Here is a 20,183-nt window from a genome sequence, read left to right as displayed (position 1 = left end):
CCCGGGCGCCCCGAAACGGGTGACGGCCCTCACAGGCTGGTGCCTGGTGTGCGGTGCTTCGCCCTGAGCGAAGCGGGGGAGGATGCACTGCGGATCAGACTTGAGTGGAATACACTCAAGTTAACGATCCGTGGACGGTCGGGCGGCCGTCCATCAGAAAGGGACAGTGCTGTGGACACCAAATTCACGACCAAGAGCCAGGAAGCGCTCTCAGCTGCGGCAATGAACGCTTCCACCGCAGGCAACCCGCAGGTGGACACGCCTCATTTCCTGAAAGCCCTGATGGACCAGCGCGACGGCGTCGCCGTGGCGCTCCTCAAGGCCGCGGGCGCGGGCCCCGATGACATCAGCGTCCAGGCGAGTTCGGCCATCAAGGCGTTGCCGGCGTCGTCGGGCAGTTCCGTGGCGCAGCCGCAGTTTTCGCGGGGCTCCCTGCAGATGGTGGCGGCGGCGCAGCAGGAAGCGGAGTCGCTCGGCGACCAGTTCGTCTCCACCGAGCACCTGCTGCTGGGTCTCGCCGCAGATCCCGGACCGGCGGGCATCATTCTCCGCGGGGCGGGAATCTCCCGTGACGCCCTTGCGGCGGCGCTTCCCGGCGTCCGGGGCGACCGCCGCGTCACCTCGCCCGATCCCGAGAACACTTTCCAGGCGCTGCAGAAGTTCGGTGTGGACCTCACGGAGATCGCCCGGTCGGGCAAGCTGGATCCCGTCATCGGCCGCGACGCCGAGATCCGCCGGGTGGTCCAGGTGCTGAGCCGGCGCACCAAGAACAACCCCGTGCTGATCGGCGAACCGGGCGTCGGCAAGACCGCCGTCGTCGAGGGCCTGGCACAGCGCATGGTGGCCGGAGACGTTCCGGAGTCCCTGCGGGGCAAAACCCTCATCAGCCTCGACCTCGGCTCGATGGTGGCCGGCGCCAAGTACCGCGGTGAGTTCGAGGAGCGGCTGAAGGCAGTGCTGGAGGAGATCCGCTCAGCGAACGGCCAGGTGGTGACGTTCATCGACGAGCTGCACACCGTGGTCGGCGCGGGTGCTTCCGAAGGGTCCATGGACGCCGGGAACATGCTCAAGCCGATGCTCGCGCGCGGTGAGCTGCGCCTGATCGGTGCCACCACCCTCGATGAGTACCGCGAGCGGGTGGAGAAGGACCCGGCGCTCGAACGGCGCTTCCAGCAGGTCTACGTCGGGGAGCCGTCGGTCGTGGACACCATCGGGATTCTGCGGGGGCTCAAGGAACGGTACGAGGCGCACCACAAGGTATCCATCGCGGATGCCGCCCTTGTGGCAGCGGCTACGCTGTCGCACCGCTACATCTCGGGCCGTCAGCTCCCGGACAAGGCCATCGACCTCGTCGATGAAGCGGCGTCCCGGCTACGGATGGAAATCGACTCGGCGCCGGAGGAGATCGATCAGCTCAAACGTGCGCTCGATCGGCTCCGGATGGAGGCGCTCGCGCTGTCGGGCGAAAAGGATCAGGCGTCGCTGGAGCGCCTCGAAACCCTCCGTGCCGATCTGGCCGACAAGAGTGAACAGCTCAGTGCACTCAACGCCCGCTGGGAGGCGGAGAAGGCCGGCCTCAACCGGGTCGGTGACCTCAAGGCCTCACTCGATGACCTGCGCTCGCAGGCCGATCGCGCCCAGCGCGACGGCGACCTCGAGACGGCGTCACGGATCCTCTACGGCGAGATACCCCAGGTCCAGCGGGAACTGGACGCTGCCCAGGCGGAGGAGCAGGCCGACGGCGCTCCCGAGCTCATGGTCGCCGACGAGGTGGGCGCCGCCGACATCGCCGAAGTGATTTCGGCCTGGACCGGCATCCCTGCCGGGCGCATGCTGCAGGGCGAGAGCCAGAAGCTGCTGCAGATGGAGGACACCATCGGTGCACGCCTGATCGGCCAGCGGAGAGCAGTCGCCTCGGTGTCCGACGCGGTGCGGCGCGCACGCGCGGGGGTTTCCGACCCGGACCGGCCCACGGGCTCGTTCCTGTTCCTCGGCCCGACCGGCGTGGGCAAGACCGAACTCGCCAAGGCGCTCGCCGATTTCCTGTTCGACGATGAACGCGCCATGATCCGCATCGACATGTCCGAATACTCCGAGAAGCACTCGGTCGCGCGGCTTGTCGGGGCTCCTCCCGGGTATGTCGGGTACGAGGAGGGCGGCCAGCTCACCGAGGCGGTGCGCCGCCGTCCCTACAGCGTGGTGCTTCTCGACGAGGTGGAGAAGGCCCACCCCGAGGTCTTCGACCTCCTCCTCCAGGTGCTCGACGACGGCCGGCTGACCGACGGACAGGGGCGCACCGTGGACTTCCGGAACGTGATCCTCGTGCTCACCTCGAACCTGGGGTCACAGTTCCTCGTCGATCCGATGCTCGACGACGACGCCAAGCGGGCCGCCGTCCTGGCCACCGTGAATGCCAGCTTCCGCCCGGAGTTCCTCAACCGGCTCGACGACGTCATCGTGTTCGATCCGCTGAGCCTCGACGACCTCTCGCGGATCGTGAACCTCCAGGTCGAGGCACTGGCGTCCCGGCTCAGGGACCGCAGGCTCCAGCTCGATGTCACGCCGGCCGCGAGCGAATGGCTGGCGATGACGGGCTTCGATCCCGCGTACGGGGCTCGGCCCCTGCGGCGCCTCGTCCAGCGTGAGATCGGGGACCGTCTGGCGCGCGGCATCCTTGCCGGAGGGATCGACGACGGCGACACCGTGCTGGTGGACCGGGGCCGAGGGTCCGACGGCGATGGTGCGGATGAGGGCCTCATGGTGACCGTCGTGACGGGCTGAGGACCCGGCGCACCGGCGTCCGTGAAAGCATGTAACCTAGGGTTACGACAAATTGACCGAATACTCCGGGGCCTCACTGTAGCCTTGGGCCTTGCGCCCCAGTGACCACCTCCGGATCGACGCAAAAAAGGGGGTCACGCCATGGGGCGCGGCCGTCAAAAGGCAAAAGCTACCAAGCAGGCCCGGGACATGAAGTACTTCAGCCCGGCGACTGACTACACGGCACTGCAGCGCGAGCTCACAGGCCCGAGCGGTCGCGCCTCGAACCGCCGTACTGAAGCTCCCGAACCCGTGGAACCGGACTATTCGGAGTATGCGGACAAGTACGTCGAGGAGTACGGCGACGACGGCGAGGACGGCGGTTCACGCCGCACCGGCTGAGCAGCGGTATCAGGTTCTTCATCAAAGTGGTGCATCCAACCCCCGGGGCTGGATGCGCCACTTTTGTGCGTGGGTAACTTCCCGTCGAGTGCGCAGCAGTTACCGATAGCCCCGTCCAGTGCGCAGCAGTTACCGGTTTTTTCCGAGATCGGCGTCATTGCTGCGCACTCGATGGGGTTAGAGGGGTTCGGCCAGCGTCATGGCATAGCGTTCGTCCTCGTCCGTCCACTGCCCCACGATGGTCAGCCGCGCCGCCGCCAGCTCAGCCGCGATGCCCTCGGGGCGGAACTTCGCGGATACCTCGGTCCGCAGGACCTCGCCCCGCTTGAAATCGATCTCGAGTCCGGCACCGGGCAGCCGCACGTGCATGGCACGCGTGGCCCGAAGCCTCATCTCGATCCACTCCTCGTCCCCGTTCCACACCGCTACGTGCTCAAAGGCGTTGACGTCGAAATCCGCTTCCAGCTCCGCGTTGAGCACGCGCAGCACATTCCGGTTGAAGTCGGCAGTCACGCCCGTCGGATCGTCGTAGGCGGGGATCAGGATCTCCGGCGGCTGCACCAGGCCCGTACCCAGCAGGAGCGACCCGCCCTCCTGGCCCAGCAGTTCCCTCACCTGCTCGAGGAAATCTGCCCGAGCCTCCGGCTCGAGGTTCCCGATCGTTCCACCGAGGAAAGCGATCATCCGCCGACCGTCCCTCGGGAGAAGCTGCAGCTGTGATTCGAAATCCGCGGCGACAGCCTGCAGTGCAAGATCGGGGTAATCCCGGGACAGCTCACCGTTGGCTTCCGTCAGGGCTGTGTCGCTGACATCGACGGCAACATAGTTCCGGAGCGGTCCGGCGTCCTTCAGGGCGTCGAGCAGCAGGGGAGTCTTCCTCGATGAGCCGGATCCCAGCTCGATAAGTGTTTCTGCCGGGCTTGCCGCCGCCATCTCCGCTGCATGGTCCGCGAGGATCCGGCGCTCGGTGCGGGTGGGGAAGTACTCGGGAAGCTGCGTGATCTGCTCGAACAGTTCGCTGCCCCTCTGGTCGTAGAACCACTTGGGGGGCAGGGTTTTCACCGGTTTGGTGAGCCCTGCGCGGACGTCTTCGCGCAGCGTGCGCTCGAGGTAGTGCGGAGGGAGGTGATGGACTATCTCAAGCGCCGTTGTCAAAAGGTTCATCTGGGTGCTGGCTCCATTTCTGCGGGGATTATCGGGCTTGTTTCGACGCCATGCGAAGTGGCTACCAGCAGGGACTGATCCGGCACCTCGTGCCAGCCTGGACCGTCGTCGGAAGGCTCACTGGCAACGACTGTCCCCCTGTTATCTGAGCGCCAAAAAAGGGTATCACCGGCAGCTGTGGCAGCAATGGTGGTTCCGTCGGTCAGGAGCAGGTTGTACCTGCCCGTGCTGGAGGCCGACGCGTCGGCCACGACGCGCGCCAGCGCCTCCGCGGGAGAGTGTCCGCCCGCGGAGTCCGAGAAATCGAGCTGCTCCAGGACCAGCGCCCACAGCAGGGCCGAATCAACCCGGGCCTCGAGGGCAAGGAGCCGGGCCGGAGACAGCGTCGCAGCCAGTGTCTCCGCGGAGCGGGGCCAGCCGTCGATCCGTCCGTTGTGGCTGAACAGCCACTTCCCCGATGCGTAGGGGGCGGCGGCTGCCTCGTCCGGCGTCGTACCGGGTGTGGCCGACCGCACCGCAGCCAGCACTGCTCCACTGGTGGTGACCCGTGCCACGTCGGCGAAGGACTGGTCCGTCCACATCGGCACGGCGCGGCGGTAGCGGGCGGGGACGGGATCCCCCGGGGCGTACCAGCCGACGCCGAACCCGTCCGCGTTCATGGTGCCGTTGCGTTGGTACCGCGGCGACCAGGACTGCCGGAGGAGGCCGTGATCGGGGGCGGCCAGCAGCGTCGCCAGCGATGTCGGCGGTCCAAGGAAAGCCAGATGACGGCACACTCTCAGGCCCCTTCGCCTGAAGTGCTGTCGCGGGCGGTGCGGAAGCCGGTGAAGATCTGGCGCCGGATGGGGTAGTCCCAGTTCCGGAATGTTCCCCGGCTGGCCGAGGCGTCGACAGCCCAGGATCCACCGCGCAGCACCTTGTAGCCTCCGCTGAAGAAAACCTCGCTGTACTCCCGGTAGGGGAACACCCGGAATCCCGGGTAGGGGCCGAAATCACTGGAGGTCCACTCCCAGACGTCACCGATGAGCTGGCGGGCTCCCAGCGCCGATGCTCCTGCGGGATAGGACCCGACAGGCGAAGGTCGCAGCGATGCTCCGCCCAGGTTCGCGTGCCTCGGGGTGGGATCCTCGTCGCCCCAGGGGTAGCGACGGGAGCGGCCGCTGGCGGGGTCGTGGCGTGCGGCCTTTTCCCACTCTGCCTCGGTCGGCAGGCGCCGTCCGGCCCAGCGGGCGTAGGCCTGGGCTTCGAAGAAGGACACATGCTGGACGGGTTCGTCCGCGGGAACCGGTTCGAGAACGCCGAAGCGGGTCCGCCACCACGTGCTGCCCTCCCGCTTCCAGTACTTCGGTGCCGTCAGGCCGTCGTCGTTGCGATGCCTCCATCCCTCAGCGGTCCACCAGTGGGGGTTCGAGTACCCGCCGTCGTCCAGAAAGTTCAGAAAGGCGCCGTTGCTGACGGGCACCGTGTCGATCCAGTAATCGGGAACGTGCACCTCATGGGCCGGCCGCTCATTGTCCAGGGCCCAGGGTTCCACCGACGTGCCCATCGTGAAGGATCCGGCCGGAATCCGCACTTCCGGTGGAAGCGCCGCTCCGGTGGCCAGCACCGCGGCCTCCGGATCCACGGGGTGCAGCACCGGTTCGCCGATCCGGAGCTGGTGGGTGGCCAGCATGGTCTCTGCGTGCTGCTGCTCGTGCTGGATCATCATGCCGAAGGCAAACCCGCCGTCCAGCAGCGGTGACCCTGCCAGCGGGACCCGGTCCAGGATGTCCAGTGTCTTGGAGCGCACTTCAGCGAGGTAACCCCGGGACTCCGAGGGAGCCAGCAGTGGCAGCGAAGGGCGGCTGCTGCGCGAATGCTCGAAGGCGTCGTAGAGCCTGTCGATCTCCGGGCGAAGCGGCTCCATCCCGCCGACGTCCCGGACCAGCCATAGTTCCTCCTGGCTGCCGACGTGCGCCAGGTCCCAGACCAGCGGGGACATGAGCGGTGAATGCTGCTTGAGCAACTCCTCCTCGTCACATGCGGTGAGCGCGTGGGTACGACGGCGCGCACGCTCCAGGCCCTCTGCGATGAAGGCACGCACATCCCCCAGCCCAGTGGCGGAACTTACTGACACCGGATTCGTCATCGGGCGATTTCCTTTCGCTGTGCGGGGTCCGAGAACCGGCCGGTGCGGCGCCAGTCGTCGATCCGCTGGTCTGCGGGAGAGCGGCCGCGTGCTGCGTACTGCTCAATGAACGCTTCCACCCTGGACTTCGTGCCGGTATCGGCATTCAGCCGGTCCATGGCATCCAGCGCTGCCTCAGCGCACAGCCACCCTGCTCGTCCGAGGACGGGATCCGCCAGCCCATCCCGTGCCGCGGCGGTCATGGGGTCGGCGAGTGCGGCTACAGGGGCACAGGCTTCGGCGGCTGTGGCGGCTGCCAGTTCGTCCTCCACCAGTGCAGTCGTTATTGCGGCGGCGGCTTCCCAGTCGGAACCCGACTGGGCGTCGATGACCCGGATTTCGAGGAACCCGCGGGGGCGGATGAACGGAAAGAGCGTGCTGAGGTGGTAGTCGAGGTCCTCCTGCAGGACGGGCCGGGGACCGTGCCCGCGCAGCCAGCCCCGCATGGTCAGGCCGCGGGGTGCTTCCCATGATCCGTGTGGACTGGGAATGCAGAGTACCGAGGCATTGAGGGCGTACCGCGCCCACGCTGAAGGCGGGTCGTCGGAGTCAGGAACGGGCGAGGTGCGGGACGGGTCGGTTCTCAGCCACACTGCCTGACGGGTACTCTTCCAGCCGCTGGGTGCTCCGTGCCGGAAGGGGGAGTTGCCGAACAGTGCAACGAGCACCGGCGCGAGGCGGTGAAGGTGCTGCCAGCGCTGTACGGCACTGCCCGCACCGATCCCTGGAAGGCCTGCGTCCAGACACACCTGCAGGGACGAAGTGGAACACATCATGATCCGCCCGGCGGTACCCCCGCTGTCGAAGTGGGCTTCCATGGCCGCATACCGGGGATGGTTCAGCGTTCGCAGCGGAGGACGGGAGGGCTCCAGTGCAACACTGCTGAAGGAAAGCCCCGCGTCCCCGACTGCCCTGTCGATTACCGCCAGGTCGGCCCTTACAGCTTCGATCACCGAGGGAAGGTCGGGCGCGCAGGCCGAACTCAGTTCAAGCTGCCCTCCCGGTTCGTAGGTGATGACCCCACCGCCGGGAAGGTCCGTGCCCACTTCCGCAGCAGCGGCCCTGACTTCAGCCACCGGAATCGTCCGCTGCGGATCCAGCGCGTCGTGCACGATCCGTTCGACCTCCACACCCACGGCTCCCGGCGGGCCGGTCTTGAAGCATACCGACGCGATGTAGATTTCCGCCTCGGTCTCCGACAGTGGCCGCAAGTCCTCCAGGCCTGATAGCAACGTCATCTGTCCCATCCCTCCATTGCAGGGCAATCAAGTCAACACGGACAACGATATGAGGTTCCACGGCTTCCCGAAACCCCGCCCGGCGGGGCCGCATGGTGCCCGGCCCGGCGACGATGGTGGTAGGAGCACTTGGGAGGGCACCTCATGTCAACGGCCTGGAGCAGCGCCTGTCGGTGCGTTTCCCTGGAAGCCGCGACGGACCAGAAGGTAACAGGTAGCAGGTGGTGGCGTCGTCGGACATCGCCCGCGCCGGACCGACGAGCGCGCCGTCGGGGTCTTCTTCCTGCCACGCAAGCAGGTGGCCGCCGTAGTAGATTGCAGGAGCACCCTACCCGCCGAAGGAGGAAAGCACGTGACACAGCTTCCCGCAGTCGAACTCCATCTCCATATCGAGGGCACGCTGGAACCGGAGCTGATCTTCGAGCTCGCCGCGCGCAACGGCATGGCGCTGCCCTATGCAAGTATCGACGAGCTGCGGGAGCAGTACGAGTTCCAGGACCTGCAGTCCTTCCTCGACCTGTACTACAGCAATATGGCCGTCCTGCGGACGGAGCAGGACTTCGCCGACATGACCCGCGCGTACCTGGCGAGGGCCGCGACGGCTGGTGTGCGGCACGTCGAGATCATGATGGACCCCCAGGCGCATACCAGCCGCGGGGTGCCGCTGAAGGTATGCCTTGACGGGATTGCCTCGGCGCTGACGGACAGCGAAGACGAATTCGGGATCAGCAGCGGGCTGATCGCGGCGTTCCTGCGTGACCAGCCTGTGGCGGACGCGCTCGCGGTGCTGGAGGAGTTGCTGGCGATGCAGGCGCCAATCATCGGGATCGGCCTGGACTCGGCGGAAGCGGGCAACCCGCCCGGCGACTTCGTGGCGCTGTACGACCGGGCACGGCGGGCGAACCTGAAGTGCATCGCTCATGCGGGGGAGGAGGGGCCTCCGGAGTACATCCGGCAGGCCCTCGATCTGCTGCGGGTCGACCGCATCGATCACGGGATCCGCTGCCTGGAGGATGAGGAGCTGGTGCAGCGGCTGGTGGATGAGCAGGTGCCGCTGACCGTGTGCCCGCTATCGAACGTGCGCTTGAGGGCGGTTGACACGCTGGCCGGGCATCCGCTGCCGCAGCTGCTCGAGCGGGGGCTGAACGTGTCGGTCCATTCCGATGATCCCGCCTACTTCGGCGGGTATATCGATGAGAACCTGTCCCAGGTCCGGACCACGTTCGGATTCACTGCCGGACAGATGGCTTTGCTTGCTGCCAACGGCGCCCGGTCGGCCTTCGTCAGTGATGCGCGACGACGGGAGCTCCTCTCGGACATCGATGCGTGGCTGCACGGTCAATCGAAGGGCGGGCCGGAGCGCGAGGACGCTCAGGCGTAGGAGCCGAGAAGCCGCACCGATCCGCCGTCCACGCCCTTGGCGCCCTGGACGTAGTCCGGGCCGTCGTTCCGGCCTTCACGGGCAGCGGCGACGGATCCCATGACCCACGCAGGAACACCGCGCTCGGCAAGGCGTGCGAGGGCCGCGTCGGCGCCGTCGGATCCGACGACCGCCACCATGCCCACGCCGAGGTTGAGCGTCCGCTCGAGGTCCGGCAACGGAACGGAGCCGAGCTCGGATACCAGCGAGAAGATGGGGGGCAGCTCCCAGGTAGAGCGGTCGATGCTGGCTTCCATGCCGAGTGGAAGGACGCGCGCAAGGTTCGCTGCAAGCCCGCCGCCGGTCACATGGCTGAAGCCATGTACCCGGGCCGGAGCGAAGCGGGCAAGGTCGAGGCAGTCGGCGGCGTAGACCCTCGTGGGTTCGAGCAGTTCCTCGCCGAGCGTCCGGCCGAGTTCCGAGACCTGCCGGTCGAGCGCCCAGCCCGCCTGGTTGATGACGCGGCGGACCAGGGAGTACCCGTTCGAATGCAGGCCCGAGGAGGCCATGGCGATTACGATGTCGCCGTCGCGCATGCGCTCCGGCCCCAGAACGTCGTCCGCTTCGACGACGCCGGTCGCGGCACCGGCGACGTCGTACTCGTGCTCACCCAGCAGCCCCGGATGCTCTGCCGTTTCGCCTCCCACCAGTGCCGTGCCCGCCACCGAGCAGGCAGCGGCGATGCCGCGCACGATATCGGCGATGCGCTCCGGAACCACCTTGCCGCACGCGATGTAGTCCGTCATGAAGAGCGGCTCCGCACCGACCACCACGATGTCGTCCACCACCATGCCCACGAGGTCGAAGCCGATGGTGTCGTGGATGTCCATGGCCTGGGCGATGGCCACCTTGGTGCCCACTCCGTCGGTGGAGGTGGCCAACAGCGGTCGCCGGTAGGTGAGCAGCTTCGAGACATCGTAGAGGCCGGCGAAGCCGCCGACGCCGCCCACCACCGAGCTGCCGTGGGTCGCCTTGACCGCACCCTTCATGAGCTCGACGGCGCGGTCTCCCGCCTCCACGTCCACTCCGGCGCTTGCGTAGGTAATGGGATTGGACGGCGCGCTCATACCCGTTCTTTCTTGTCTGTCTCGGTCAGTACAGCTTCGAATTCGCTGTCGGGTCCCGGGTCGCAGCCGTTGGCGCCGGTCTTGTCCGCGGGGTCCAGGTGTTCGAGCAGGTTCTTGCCCAGGCGGTCGTCGGTGGGAAGTTCGATGGGGTACTGACCGGTGAAGCAGGCGGTGCAGAGCCGTTCGCGGGGCTGCTGCGTCGCGGCGATCATGCCGTCCTCGGAGATGTAGGCAAGGCTGTCGGCGCCGATCGACTTGCTGATTTCGGCCACCGCTGCGCCGTTGGCGATCAGCTCGGCACGGGAGGCGAAGTCGATGCCGTAGAAGCACGGCCAGCGGACCGGCGGGGAGGAAATCTTGACGTGGACCTCCGCCGCACCGGCTTCGCGGAGCATCCGCACCACCGCCCGCTGGGTGTTGCCGCGGACGATCGAGTCGTCGACGACGATGATGCGCTGGCCCCGGATCACCGATTCCAGGGCATTGAGTTTGAGGCGGATGCCGAGCTGCCGGAGAGTCTGGCTGGGCTGGATGAACGTCCGGCCCACGTAGGCATTCTTCACGAAACCGTGGGCGAAGTGGATGCCGGACTCCTCGGCGAAGCCGACGGCGGCGGGTGTCCCGGACTCCGGCACCGGAATGACGATGTCGGCGTCCACAGAATTCTCGCGGGCCAGCTGGCGGCCCATCTCGACCCTTGACTCATACACCGACCTGCCGGCGATCGCGGCATCGGGTCGTGCGAGGTAGACGTACTCGAAGACGCATCCCGCCGCCGTCGGGGTCGCGAAACGGCTGGACCGGACGCCCGACTCGTCGATGGCGATGAACTCGCCGGGCTCCACCTCGCGGATGAAGCTTGCGCCGACCGTGGCGAGTGCCGACTGCTCGGAGGCCACCACCCAGCCGCGCTCGAGCCTCCCGAGGACGAGCGGCCGGACGCCGTAGGGATCCCGCGCGGCGTACAGGGTTCCCTCGTCCATGAAGACGAAGCAGAAGGCGCCGCGGATGCTGGGCAGCAGCTCCAGGGCTGTCTCCTCGAGGGACCGGTCGTCATTTCCGGCGAGGAGAGCGGTCACGAGTGCTGTGTCGGTGGTGTTGCCCTGGGCCATTTCGCCGGAGCGCGGCTTTCCATGGCGTTCCAGCACCATCCGGTGCAGCTCGGCCGAGTTGGTGAGGTTTCCGTTGTGGGCGAGGGCCACTGTTCCGGCCGCGGTCGCGCCGAGGGTGGGCTGCGCGTTGGCCCAGAGGGAGGATCCGGTGGTGGAGTAGCGGCAGTGGCCCACGGCGATGTGTCCGGTGAGCGTGTTCAGCGTGGTCTCATCGAAGACCTGCGAGACCAGGCCCATGTCCTTATAGACGTTGATGCGCTGTCCGTCACTCGTGGCGATGCCGGCCGATTCCTGGCCGCGGTGCTGCAGCGCGTAGAGGCCGTAGTAGGTGAGCTTGGCCACCTCTTCTCCCGGAGCCCACACACCGAAGACACCGCAGGCATCCTGGGGTGTCTTCTCGCCGGGAAGAAGATCATGGGAAAGTTGTCCGTCACCGCGCAGCATCTGCCCATTCTCTCACGCCGGGGTGGTAGTGCGCCGTGGCGTGAGCCGGCGCCCACAGGTTTCTGACGGCGTGCAGCGTTCCCTGTCGATCCTCAGGAGCGGATGCCATGCTGTGGGCATGGCGGCTCATCATTCATCCAGTCCACAGGGCGGCTCCGCCACGGTGCGGCCCGGCCGGCGGAGCAAGCTCCCCGAGGTGCGACAGTATCTTCGCCACCCCCATCTCCTGCTGTCGTTCAAGGCTGCGCTGGCGGCTGGGATTGCCTGGGTTGTGGCCGTTTCCATGCCCGGGGTGGCGGCGGAGTATCCGTACTACGCGCCGCTGGGCGCCCTGCTCGCCATTTATCCCACCGTGGCCGGGACGGTGAAGCTGGGGCTGCAGACCATGGCAGGCCTGACCATCGGGATCATGCTTGCCTTCTTTGCAGCGTGGATCGGTGATCCGAATTCGCTGACCATTGCCTTCGTGGTGGGCAGCGGTGTGCTGCTGGCCGGGTGGCTGAAGCGCACGGCCGGCGGTGGAACCGGAATTGCCTCCGCGGGACTGTTCGTCCTGGTGATCGGAAACAACGATCTGAGTTATTCGCTGGGCTATCTCATCCAGATGGTGGTGGGGGTGCTCATCGGCCTGACGGTCAGTGCGCTGGTGGTCCCGCCCCTCCATCTGAACGAGGCAGTGGCGAAGCTTGCCGTCCTGCGCACGACCGCCGCGCAGCAGATGGCGGACATCGGCAACGCACTCCGGGAGAACTGGGCCACCGACGACCCGCGGTGGGACCAGCGGAAAGCGGATCTCGCACGGACGGCTGAGGGCGCGTGGGCAGCACTCAGGTATGCCCAGGAGAGCCGCAGGGGCAACGTCCGACGCCGCTTCCATCCCCGCGACCTGGCGAAGGACTTCGAGCAGATCGAGGTGCTGGAGGTGGTCACGTTCCACACCATCAACATCACCAACATGCTGCAGGATTCGATTCACGGGACCGCCCGCGAGCCCGCCCTCTCGCCTGCGTTTCGGGAACCTCTCCAGAAAGCTTTCGCCGCGGTCAGCGACGTCCTCGAGCAGTGGACCGTCAACGAGATTGCTCACGATACGCTTCGCGGGGCTCAGCAGGCCATGCTCCGGGTGGCGCGTGAGATGAACAGAAGTGCGGCCAAGGAAGCCCCCTTCGGCGCGGCGGCATCGATCGCGATGAGCCTTCACCGAATCCTGGCCGCCGTCACGCCGCCGCCGCCGGAGGGAACACCGGCCTATGGCTCGCTGGCGGAACACGATGCGAAGAATCTGCCCGAGGTGTCAGCCGGGGAGTCGCCGGAGCCTCGCCCCTGATCGTCCCGCAGTTGGTCGTTGGGCGGTCAACCGGACCGCCGTCCTTCGGTTCCCGGGCAGCGAGTGCGCAGTAATGACCATTTTCAGCGGCGGAACCGGTAATTGCTGCGCAGTCGAGGGGGGAGTGCTTCGCGCCGGTCAGCTTGGCCGCGCGGCGCTACCGGGCGTCGTCGTCGTACGTGCGCTCCGCCCGTGCCCGCTGTGCGCGGCGCACGCTCCGGCGGTCAAGGATCAGCACCACGATGGCGCCCAGGATCAGGCCGGGAATCGCGAAGGCCACCGTGAAGAAACCGAGCACCGACTCGCGTGTGAGGGTCGGATCCACCGGCCCGGTGTAGGCGACGACGAGGGCCGCGATGAACCCGAGCACAGCGCCGATCGCCATGAACGGAACGAACCGAGGCGCCCGGCGGACCGTCACCTCCCGGGATGTCGTTGCCTCCGTGCGCTCCGGGGGATTATCGGGCAGTGGCTGGTCGGAGCTCATGACGTCAAGGCTACCGGCGATTACTGGGCCTTCCGAACTAGCTGATAGCCGGCCTCGTCGAAGATGAGCTCGTAGGAACTGCCCGGGTACGTAGCTTCTGCGTGGACGACGGCGTCGGCGGGCCGTACGGGACCCCAACTCCAGTCCTCGGCGTCGACGATGAGGTATTCGGGCGCCGGATTCTCGTTGCCCAGCCAGTAGACCTCGACGTCGGGTGCCAGGTACGCCATGAGCACCACTCCGCTCTCCACCGACGCTTCCGCCGGAATGCTATCCATCATCCGGTGCGCGGCATCCCACCGCGGGGACTGCTCGTAGGTCTGCGGTTTCGCCAGGTCAGCGAAGGCCTGTCCGGGCAGCAGGACGACTGCGACGACGGCGACTGCCGGAGCCGCGATCAGGGACCCTGCACGGAGCCACTTCCGTCCGCTGGTTCGTGACCGACCGAGAACGTCGACCAGGGCGAGGAAGATCACCGGCATGAGCACCGCGCTGTAGTGCCAGTCCGGACCCCAGTACCCCTCCTGGATCGAGACGAAGCGCCAGAGCAGCGTGGGCACCGCCACCAGCGCGAGTGGTGACCGCACGAACAGGACGCCGCCGGCAAGCAGCAGGAGCCCCACGGTCTCGTACTTGGCGACCCCGCTGACAAGGGAAACCAGGGCGAGCCCCGGGTCTGCCAGCATTCGGCCCACGTCGATGCGGTCGGAGTAGTCGTAGGCGCCGCCGGTGTTCAGTGCGGGGAGAATGACCCGGACCGACAGCACGAGCCACAGCGCTCCCCAGGCGGCGAGCCAGAGGCCCGCCTGCGAACGGAACCGCCAGGCGATGACGAGCCCGAGCACCAGCACGGTGACCCCGAGATCCTCCTTCACGAACACCAGCAGCGAACCCCACGCCACGGCGGGCAGGAGCCGTCGGTCGATCACGGACTCAAGGCTGAGGGCAAGCAGGGGAACAGCGAAGGCGATCTCGTGGAACTGCGCCGCGACGGCCGACTGGAGCCCCCAGGACAGGCCGAACGCGACACCGATGCAGGTGCCGGCCAGCCGGCCCGCCTGCCGGACGCCCACACGCGTCACCACGAAGACAGCGAGGCCGAACAGCAGGTTCTGCACCACCAGCAGCGTGAACGCCGAGGGGAACACCGCGTAGACGGGCCCCAGGAGCACCAGGAGAGGGTGGAAATGATCTCCCAGGAGGTTGAAGCCGTGTCCCTTGATGGGGACGATCGGCGCTCCGGGCGCAGCGTAGGCCTTGGCCAGCTGCGTGAAGATCCCCAGGTCCCACGACGGCGACTCGAGCCGGTGCCACTGGGTTGCGGAGTATCCGATGTACACCGACGTGACGGCAAGGCCGACAAGCCAGGCAGCAACGGGCGGACGCCCCGAGGCGGCCCGGGAAGCCGCGAGGACCCGGCCGACAGGATGACTCACTGCGCGCTGTCAGCGCGCGGGGTGTCGACCCGGCCGAACAGCGGGAGCCAGGTGGACAGGTCCGCGCGCTGACCCGACGCGGCTACCCGGCCGGCTGCCCGTGCGTCGGTCCAGGTGAGCGTGCCGGTGACGAGCGCAAGCCAGGTTGCGGCGTCGGTCTCCACGACGTTCGGCGGCGTTCCACGGGTGTGGCGCGGGCCGGCGACGCACTGGGCGACGCCGAAGGGCGGCACCCTCACTTCCACGCTGTTGCCCGGCGCGCGTTCCGCCAACTCCTCAAGGCAGAACCGGACCGCCGAGGCGAGCTCGCTCCGGGACGCAGTCCCGTCCGCCACCTCCCGCAGGGCGGTCCGACCCGCCTCCGGTGCGATGCGGCGTCGTGCCATGATTGGTCCTTCCGGCTCGTTCTTCCGACCTGTCCTCGTTCAGTCGAGCAGCGCCATCACGGGAGCAGCCAATCGCAGGCGGCCCACCGGGCGCCCGCCGCCCAGCACGGGCGGCACCACCTTCTCGAGCACGGCTCCCACCTTGTCCGCATCGATCGCGCCGGACGCCGCGAACAGCGTCAGTCCCACCAGCGTGGCAGCGCGGTTGTTGCCGTCGAGCACCTTCAGCGCCAGCGCGGCTCCATTGCGGGCGCCGAGCACCAGAACTCCCTCTGCGCCGCTCTTCGCGAGGATCCCCAGGTCCGCCATGACCACGGTATTCTCCATGCCGTGCCCATGGACGGCCCACGGATAATCGACCATGGCGGTGGCGATCGTCGCGGCGCGGGCGTCGGCATTCTTGTCCGAGGGAGCCCTGGCGATTTTTCCGATGCCGCGCGCAAGACCGGTCAGCGACACTGTTGCCACCGGAGCTCCGCAGCCGTCCACACCCCAGTGCCCGGGCGTCTCATCGGTGTACTCCTCGAGAACGTTCGCTATGCCCTGCTGAAGGGGGTGCGAGGGCTCGAGGTAGGCTGCGTGGTTCCAGGAGTTCTCGGTACAGGCCCAGAGGAATGCGGCGTGCTTGCCGGAGCAGTTGAACGCGATCCGCTGCTTCCCCTTGCCGTTCCGCACCAGGTTGTTGCGTGCCTCGACGTCCTGCGGCCAGTCCTCGGGGCACTGGAGATCCTCTTCCGTGACCCCTGCGGCGCTCAGCATGGTCCGCACCACCTCCATGTGCTCGTCGCTCGCGACGTGGCTCGCGGTGGCCAGGGCAACCTGCGGTCCCCGCAGCGGCACCCCCGCCTTCATCGCGGCAAGGGCCTGGAACGGTTTGAGGCTGGAGCGCGGGTAGATCGGCGAGCTGATGTCACCGAGCGAGGTCACTATGCTGCCGTCCGCCGCGAGAACGACGGCGGAGCCCACATGGCGGGATTCGATGAACCCGTTGCGCTCCAGGACGGCAAGGTCAACGGCATCAGCGGAGGTGAAGGTCGGCATGATCCAAGTATTGCCTATGGCGTGGGACTTCAAATCGCGCGTTCGTGCTGCCGGCAGCCCGGCGAAAACACCAGGACCAGCAGGCCGGCAGCGGCGGATCCGCACGAAGTCGTGCAGGAATGGTGGGTGTGCGGCGACGGCACCCACCACGTCTGCGCGAGTTCCGCAGGGCATCCGGCCAGGAGGGTGGCGGCTACTCGGCCGAGAACTGCACGGACTGCCAGCCCGATGCGCCGTTCGGCACCGTGTCGGCCCGTTCCTCCGTCTGTACGCCGTCGACGGCGTCGGTCGCCCGCGCCCTGACCGTGTGGGCGCCCGCGTCGAGGGTGAGCTCGTGGGACCACTGACGCCAGGTGTCCACCGAATATTCCTCGGCGAGGGTGACCTTCTCCCACGCTCCGTTGTCCACTGACACTTCCACCGTGGTGATGCCGCGTTGCTGCGACCACGCCGAGCCGCCGATCCGGACCGGGCCGGCGGCGACTTTCGCGAAGGCCCGCGGCACCTCGACGCGCGCCATGGTCTTGACGGGCCCCTTCTCCGACCAGCCGCGGTCGGTCCAGTACGCCGTCTGGTCGGCGAACCGTGTGACTTCGAGGTCGATCACCCACTTGGTCGCCGACACGTAGCCGAAGAGACCGGGCACGACCATCCGGACGGGGAAGCCGTGTTCCAGCGGAAGGGGCTCGTCATTCATGGAGACCGCGAGCATGGCATCGCGCTCGTCCTGGAGCACGGGCAGGGGAGTGGAGGCGCTGAAGCCGTCGGAGCTGGTGGACAGCACCATGTCGGCGCCGTCCAGGGGCCGGGCGCGCTTGAGCACTTCGCGCAGCGGGTAGCCGAGCCACTTCGCGTTGCCCACCAGGTTCCCGCCCACGGGGTTGGACACGCAGGTCAGGGTGACGTGGCGCTCGATGAGGTCGGCGTCGAGGAGGTCCTGGAAGGAGAGCGTGAACTCCTCTTCGACCATGCCGTGCACCCGGAGTTCCCAGGTTTCGTGGTCGAGCCGGGGCACGCTGAGGGCGGTGTCGATGCGGTAGAAATCCCGGTTCGGCGTGAGCCATGAGGTGACCCCTTCGACGTCCACCTCGACGCCGGCCGGAACGGGCTTCGCCGGGCTCGAGGGGACGGGGAACGCGAGGCCGTCCCGCGCTGCCGCCACGTTGCTCCGGATGCTGCCGAGGACGCGGCCGCCGGTGGCGGCGGCGCCGGCGGCGATCGCGGTGACCCCGGCTGCGGCGAAGAAGGAGCGGCGTGACGGGGATCGGGCGCCACTTCCGGCGGGAGCGGCGGAGGTCGACGCGGTGGCGCGCCGACCCGTGGCAGCAGCACGCCGGCCCGTCGCGGCGAAAGCGGGAGCGGGGCCGGGAGGAGCATCGGGAACGACGACACCGTCGTGAGCTTTTGTTGCGGAATCTGAATGGAGGCGCGCGATCAGCCAGCGCAGGGCCAGCAGCCCGGCGGCGGTGCCGATGATCGAGGGGGCGGCGTCGATCATCGAGGCGCCCGCCCGGGAGAGGACACTCGCGATCATTACCAGGCCCATCAGGACGACGCCCGCCGCACCGAGCGCCCATCTGCGGAAGGCGACGATGCCGAGGACGGCCGCGAGGGCCAGGATAGTCACTGCCATGCCGACGAACAGGGCCACCTTGTCACTGGTGCCGAACGTGGCGATGGCGAAGTCCTTCAGCCAGGCCGGGGTGAAGTCGATGAAGGTGGAGCCGAGCGCGATCAGGGGTGTGGCGCGGGCAGTGAAGAAGGCGCCGACCAGTTCGGCGACCCCGAGCACGAGGCCCGCGGCGAGGATTCCCGCGAGCGCCGCGAGCGCGGTGGCTTCGCGGGAAAGTTTCCTGATGGTGATCATGGTGGGTATTCGGAGGGGAGTTGTCGGAGTATGGGTGAACCGCGCCCGTAACAGGGGCTGCGGGCTTCGCCGGGACGGGTGAATCCCAGTACGCTGGTCGACTGTGAAGGTTCTGGTGATAGGCCCCGGCGGCCGCGAACACGCCCTTGTCCGTGCCCTGCTGGCCGATCCGTTCGTCCGGGAGGTCCATTCCGCACCGGGTAACGCCGGGATCGCGGCGATGGTGGCGACGCACGACGTCGACGTCGACGATCCCGCCGTGGTCACCGCTCTCGCCCAGCGGCTCCGGTCGGATCTCGTGGTGATCGGGCCGGAAGCACCGCTGGCCGCCGGGGTGGCGGATGCCCTCCGGGACGCAGGGATCCCCGTCTTCGGGCCGTCGCGCGCGGCAGCCCAGCTCGAGGCATCGAAAGCCTTCGCGAAGCAGATCATGGCATCAGCGGGAGTGCCGACGGCGATGGCGGTGGTGGCCACCACCACCGGCCAGGCCGAGGAGGCGCTGCGCACGTTCGGTGCACCCTACGTGGTCAAGGATGACGGGCTGGCCGCTGGCAAGGGCGTGGTGGTCACCGGGGACCACGCCGAAGCGCTCGCCCACGCGGAGGCGTGTTTCGCTGTGGGCGGGAGCGTGGTCATCGAGGAATACCTTGACGGCCCGGAGGTGTCCCTGTTCGTTCTCTCCGACGGGCGAAACGTCCTGCCGCTCGCGCCCGCGCAGGACTTCAAGCGGATCCGCGACGACGACACCGGCCCTAACACCGGCGGAATGGGTGCCTATTCGCCGTTGGACTGGGCTCCTGCCGGTCTGGTGGACCAGGTCATCGAGCGGGTGGCGCAGCCCGTCATCGACGAGATGGCGCACCGCGGCACCCCCTTCACCGGGGTGCTGTATTGCGGGCTGGCGCTGACGTCCCGCGGAATGCGCGTCATCGAATTCAACGCCCGGTTCGGGGACCCCGAGACGCAGGCCGTGCTCGCCCGGCTGCGTACGCCGCTGGGAGGTGTGCTTCTGGCGGCCGCGCAGGGCGGGCTCGACCGGATCGAACCCCTCACCTGGTCCAGACGCAGCGCAGTGGCGGTGGTGCTGGCGTCGGAGAACTACCCAAGTACGCCCGTCACCGGTGGCCGGATCCGCGGACTCGGGAAAGCCGAGCGCACGGAGGACGTCCAGGTCTTCCACGCGGGAACAGCACTGGTGGACGGCAAGGTGGTGAGCTCGGGCGGGAGGGTGCTTGCGGTCGTCGGGCTGGGGGAAGATCTTGGAGCCGCGCGCGGAAAAGCCTACGAAGGGATGTCCCTGATCGGGCTGAACGGAGGACAGTTCCGCACCGATATCGCACTGAAGGCCTCGCGGGGCGAGATCGGCGTGGCCGGCGGGCCTTCCGCTCCGGTTGCCGCTTCGCCCACTTCACCTGCTTCACGGGGCGCCGACGCGTGAGCACCTCCGAGCCCTGGACGCCAAGGCATCCGGAACTTCCCGGCTGGAACCACGTGTACTCCGGGAAGGTCCGCGACCTGTACGAACCGGCGGACGACGGCGATTCCGACGTCGTCCTGGTGGTGGCGAGCGACCGCATCAGCGCCTACGACCACGTGCTGGCGACGGAGATTCCCGACAAGGGGCGGATCCTTACCCAATTGAGCCTGTGGTGGTTCGAACGGCTCGCCGGTGTGCCGAACCATGTGCTGGGCTCCGACGCCGCAGGGGGAGTTCCCGATGCGGTCGCCGGCCGGGCGATGGTGTGCCGGAAGCTGCAGATGTATCCGATCGAGTGCATCGCGCGCGGCTACCTGACCGGAAGCGGATTGACCGAGTATCGTGCGTCCCGCACCGTCTGCTCCCTGCCGCTGCCGGAGGGGCTCGT

Annotated in this window: 17 protein-coding genes; 6 read left to right on the top strand and 11 right to left on the bottom strand. The window is 67.9% G+C overall.

Annotation, left to right across the window (positions count from 1 at the left end; translation table 11 throughout):
- The first annotated feature begins 171 nt into the window (after window positions 1-171).
- Together clpB and Y704_RS0106315 are read left to right on the top strand one after the other, a co-directional pair.
- Window positions 172-2,781, top strand: coding sequence for an ATP-dependent chaperone ClpB (clpB, locus tag Y704_RS19405; protein WP_035771830.1), 2,610 nt, complete (start codon window positions 172-174; stop codon window positions 2,779-2,781).
- Window positions 2,782-2,922: 141 nt separating this feature from the next.
- On the top strand, window positions 2,923-3,162 hold the full coding sequence (locus tag Y704_RS0106315) for a DUF3073 domain-containing protein (RefSeq protein WP_026532710.1): 240 nt from the start codon (window positions 2,923-2,925) through the stop codon (window positions 3,160-3,162).
- Between the two features lie 177 nt (window positions 3,163-3,339).
- Here Y704_RS0106315 and egtD read toward each other — a convergent pair whose 3' ends face one another.
- From egtD to Y704_RS19400, 4 genes are read right to left on the bottom strand one after another with little or no spacing between them, the layout of a single operon-like run.
- Window positions 3,340-4,326, bottom strand: coding sequence for an L-histidine N(alpha)-methyltransferase (gene egtD / locus Y704_RS0106310; RefSeq protein WP_026549484.1), 987 nt, complete (start codon window positions 4,324-4,326; stop codon window positions 3,340-3,342).
- On the bottom strand, window positions 4,323-5,102 hold the full coding sequence (egtC, locus tag Y704_RS0106305; RefSeq protein WP_026549483.1) for an ergothioneine biosynthesis protein EgtC: 780 nt from the start codon (window positions 5,100-5,102) through the stop codon (window positions 4,323-4,325). The genes egtD and egtC overlap by 4 nt, the downstream gene beginning before the upstream one ends.
- Window positions 5,103-5,104: 2 nt before the next feature.
- On the bottom strand, window positions 5,105-6,454 hold the full coding sequence (egtB, locus tag Y704_RS0106300; RefSeq protein WP_051476759.1) for an ergothioneine biosynthesis protein EgtB: 1,350 nt from the start codon (window positions 6,452-6,454) through the stop codon (window positions 5,105-5,107).
- Window positions 6,451-7,731: a glutamate-cysteine ligase family protein gene (locus Y704_RS19400; RefSeq protein WP_162149375.1), complete on the bottom strand. Its 1,281-nt coding sequence runs from the start codon at window positions 7,729-7,731 to the stop codon at window positions 6,451-6,453. Before Y704_RS19400 ends, egtB begins: the two co-directional genes overlap by 4 nt.
- 352 nt (window positions 7,732-8,083) lie before the next feature.
- On the opposite strand from Y704_RS19400, the gene Y704_RS19395 reads away from it, so the two are divergent.
- The gene (locus tag Y704_RS19395) at window positions 8,084-9,112 is read left to right on the top strand and encodes an adenosine deaminase (RefSeq protein WP_051476757.1); all 1,029 of its coding nucleotides are present in this window, start codon (window positions 8,084-8,086) and stop codon (window positions 9,110-9,112) included.
- Here Y704_RS19395 and purM read toward each other — a convergent pair.
- Entirely contained in the window at window positions 9,103-10,218 is a 1,116-nt protein-coding gene (purM, locus tag Y704_RS0106285) for a phosphoribosylformylglycinamidine cyclo-ligase (RefSeq protein WP_026549481.1), read from the bottom strand. The genes Y704_RS19395 and purM overlap by 10 nt on opposite strands.
- Window positions 10,215-11,774 carry an amidophosphoribosyltransferase gene (gene purF / locus Y704_RS0106280; RefSeq protein ID WP_026549480.1) on the bottom strand — a complete coding sequence of 520 codons (1,560 nt, stop codon included), beginning with the start codon at window positions 11,772-11,774 and terminating at the stop codon, window positions 10,215-10,217. The genes purM and purF overlap by 4 nt, the downstream gene beginning before the upstream one ends.
- A 118-nt stretch (window positions 11,775-11,892) precedes the next feature.
- Here purF and Y704_RS19390 point away from each other — a divergent pair, with 118 nt between their 5' ends.
- Window positions 11,893-13,101, top strand: coding sequence for an FUSC family protein (locus tag Y704_RS19390; protein ID WP_051476756.1), 1,209 nt, complete (start codon window positions 11,893-11,895; stop codon window positions 13,099-13,101).
- A 157-nt stretch (window positions 13,102-13,258) separates the two neighbouring features.
- On the opposite strand, the gene Y704_RS19385 is transcribed toward Y704_RS19390, so the two are convergent.
- The 5 genes from Y704_RS19385 to Y704_RS0106250 all read right to left on the bottom strand — a co-directional run bounded on the left by Y704_RS19385 (window position 13,259) and on the right by Y704_RS0106250 (window position 18,318).
- Complete coding sequence (locus tag Y704_RS19385) at window positions 13,259-13,588, bottom strand: hypothetical protein (protein ID WP_035771829.1); 330 nt, start codon at window positions 13,586-13,588, stop codon at window positions 13,259-13,261.
- A 20-nt stretch (window positions 13,589-13,608) separates the two neighbouring features.
- Window positions 13,609-15,024, bottom strand: a complete 1,416-nt coding sequence (locus Y704_RS19380) for a DUF2079 domain-containing protein (protein WP_051476755.1) — start codon at window positions 15,022-15,024, stop codon at window positions 13,609-13,611.
- On the bottom strand, window positions 15,021-15,410 hold the full coding sequence (locus Y704_RS19375) for a sterol carrier family protein (RefSeq protein WP_035771828.1): 390 nt from the start codon (window positions 15,408-15,410) through the stop codon (window positions 15,021-15,023). Before Y704_RS19375 ends, Y704_RS19380 begins: the two co-directional genes overlap by 4 nt.
- Before the next feature lie 39 nt (window positions 15,411-15,449).
- A complete protein-coding gene (locus tag Y704_RS0106255; RefSeq protein ID WP_026549479.1) occupies window positions 15,450-16,451 on the bottom strand; it encodes an asparaginase in 1,002 nt (333 codons plus the stop codon).
- A gap of 193 nt (window positions 16,452-16,644) precedes the next feature.
- Window positions 16,645-18,318, bottom strand: a complete 1,674-nt coding sequence (locus tag Y704_RS0106250) for a molybdopterin-dependent oxidoreductase (RefSeq protein ID WP_035771827.1) — start codon at window positions 18,316-18,318, stop codon at window positions 16,645-16,647.
- Window positions 18,319-18,421: 103 nt separating this feature from the next.
- Between Y704_RS0106250 and purD the strand changes: the two genes are divergently transcribed.
- Window positions 18,422-19,756 (top strand): phosphoribosylamine--glycine ligase, encoded by a 1,335-nt coding sequence (purD, locus tag Y704_RS0106245; protein ID WP_035771826.1) that lies wholly within the window; start codon window positions 18,422-18,424, stop codon window positions 19,754-19,756.
- The coding region (locus Y704_RS25165; protein ID WP_035771825.1) for a phosphoribosylaminoimidazolesuccinocarboxamide synthase at window positions 19,753-20,183 on the top strand (431 nt) is incomplete at its 3' end. The genes purD and Y704_RS25165, both read left to right, overlap by 4 nt.

The organism is Arthrobacter sp. Br18, assembly GCF_000520555.1.
Taxonomy (GTDB): domain Bacteria; phylum Actinomycetota; class Actinomycetes; order Actinomycetales; family Micrococcaceae; genus Arthrobacter_D.
This window is presented reverse-complemented; position numbering and strand designations above follow the sequence as displayed.

Bases quoted from the DNA above. Each gene is read 5' to 3' on its own strand.
- Y704_RS0106315 (WP_026532710.1), top strand. From the start codon at position 2,923: ATGGGGCGCGGCCGTCAAAAGGCAAAAGCTACCAAGCAGGCCCGGGAC.
- egtD (WP_026549484.1), bottom strand. From the start codon at position 4,326: ATGAACCTTTTGACAACGGCGCTTGAGATAGTCCATCACCTCCCTCCG.
- egtB (WP_051476759.1), bottom strand. From the start codon at position 6,454: ATGACGAATCCGGTGTCAGTAAGTTCCGCCACTGGGCTGGGGGATGTG.
- Y704_RS19400 (WP_162149375.1), bottom strand. From the start codon at position 7,731: ATGACGTTGCTATCAGGCCTGGAGGACTTGCGGCCACTGTCGGAGACC.
- purM (WP_026549481.1), bottom strand. From the start codon at position 10,218: ATGAGCGCGCCGTCCAATCCCATTACCTACGCAAGCGCCGGAGTGGAC.
- purF (WP_026549480.1), bottom strand. From the start codon at position 11,774: ATGCTGCGCGGTGACGGACAACTTTCCCATGATCTTCTTCCCGGCGAG.
- Y704_RS19390 (WP_051476756.1), top strand. From the start codon at position 11,893: ATGGCGGCTCATCATTCATCCAGTCCACAGGGCGGCTCCGCCACGGTG.
- Y704_RS19385 (WP_035771829.1), bottom strand. From the start codon at position 13,588: ATGAGCTCCGACCAGCCACTGCCCGATAATCCCCCGGAGCGCACGGAG.
- Y704_RS19375 (WP_035771828.1), bottom strand. From the start codon at position 15,410: ATGGCACGACGCCGCATCGCACCGGAGGCGGGTCGGACCGCCCTGCGG.
- Y704_RS0106255 (WP_026549479.1), bottom strand. From the start codon at position 16,451: ATGCCGACCTTCACCTCCGCTGATGCCGTTGACCTTGCCGTCCTGGAG.
- Y704_RS0106250 (WP_035771827.1), bottom strand. From the start codon at position 18,318: ATGATCACCATCAGGAAACTTTCCCGCGAAGCCACCGCGCTCGCGGCG.